At 55.3% G+C, this 1,746-nt stretch carries 1 protein-coding gene; it reads left to right on the forward strand.

Translation table 11 applies throughout. The features are described from left to right. The first annotated feature begins 232 nt into the window (after positions 1 to 232). On the forward strand, positions 233 to 1,408 hold the full coding sequence (locus tag AWU74_RS05325; protein ID WP_238580179.1) for a leucine-rich repeat domain-containing protein: 1,176 nt from the start codon (positions 233 to 235) through the stop codon (positions 1,406 to 1,408). Positions 1,409 to 1,746 lie beyond the last annotated feature (338 nt).

Genomic DNA, 1,746 nt, shown 5'->3' on the forward strand with positions numbered 1-1,746 from the left:
CGGCAGACTGATAGAGTGGAAACCGCCGCAAAGCCCGCTCGGTAGCCCCGTGCACGGAGAAGCCGCCCGCAACTAATCCCGCTCGGCAGGCAACTGGGCGCGAATGCCCCCTCCGCCTATCTATACGCCCGCACCTGTGCTATACTCGTGCCGATGATACAGGCGCGGGAGAGGCGGACGTATGTTCGCCCACTCTTGCGCCGGGGAAGAGTAATACATTATGGAGGATATTGTGCAGGAGTTTAAATTTATCGCGGATATGAAAGCGTATCTTATCGAACAGTCAGGCGGAACTTCCGCTGCCGAACCTATCCAGTTGAAGCTGTCCGGCGTCGATTTGTCGTCAGTGAACGTGTATAAACTGTTTGCCGCTGTCAGCGAGGCGGGCAAATATGTCGCCTTCGACCTGAGCGCCTGTACCGGTCCGACCGTGTGGGAACGGTATAAGGACAAAGGTACGGACAGGGTCGTGTCGCTCGCGCTGCCAGATACGGTTACGGAAATAGCGATGGACGCGTTCGCTGCTACTTTTGCCTCGCTCAAAACGCTCAAGGCAAACGGCGCAGAGACGGTAGGCTGCTATGCGTTTTCTCGCTACCGCATGCTTGCCGAGATAGACCTGCCTCAGGCAACGAGCGTCGGAGACTATGCGTTCTCCGGCTGTACCGCGCTTACTAAAATAAAGCTGCCTCAGGTAACGAGCATTGGAGACGGCGCGTTTTGGGGCTGTACCGCGCTTGACAAAATAGACCTCCCGCAGACAACGAACGTCGGAGACGAAGCGTTTTGGGGCTGTACCGCGCTTGACAAAATAGACCTCCCGCAGACAACGAACGTCGGAGACGAAGCGTTTTGTGGCTGTACCGCGCTTGCCAAAGTAACCCTCCCGAAGGCGACAAATATCGGGGACAAAGCGTTCTATAACTGTACTGTGCTTGCCGAAGTAGACCTCCCAGAGGCAACGAACGTTGGAGACCGTGCGTTTTGTGGCTGTACTGCGCTTGCCAAAGTAACCCTTCCGAAAGCGACGAGTATCGGAGATTATGCATTTTCTAATTGTAACAAACTTGCCGAAGTAAACCTCCCAGAGGCAACAAACGTTGGAGCCCGTGCGTTTTGTTGTTGTTATGCGCTTGCCGAAATAAACCTGCCGCAAGCAACAAATATCGGGGACCAAGCGTTAGCTTGCTGCCATAGTCTTGAATCGCTCGTCTTGGGAACAGAGCCGCCGACGTTTGGTTCAGAGGTGTTTTATGACGCTGGTAAGGACACCGAGTCGGGGTTCACCATCTTCGTGCCGGACAAAGCGGCAAAAGAGCGTCTGAAAGCCGAAATAAACAATCCATACAGCAATTGGCTTGCCGCAACTGGCAATGCCAAGTTTAAGGGCGTGGAGGTTCGGTCGTAATAGCAGGGCGGGTATACGGAACGGGACGCAAGACGGCGCGGGAGAAATCGCCGCGTACTAATGCCGTATATGCGCATGATAATGCCATATACTGATACGGGCGCGGGAGAGGCGGACGCGGGTTCGCCCACTCTTGCGCCGGGGAACGGCGCTATATAAGGAATAAACCATGAACGACAGCGAATGGAAGGTGTGGCTGCAGGAGAACAAACTCACGGAAGAGGACAACTACTACGCCGAAATATCGACCGCGGGCAAGACCGCCTATACGGAGGATATCGCGCGGGCAATAAAGGCGGCGGGCTCGGAGCTTCAGCTTGAGACGCTGGTGGACGTGC

The sequence above is a fragment of the Treponema endosymbiont of Eucomonympha sp. genome (assembly GCF_001028545.1).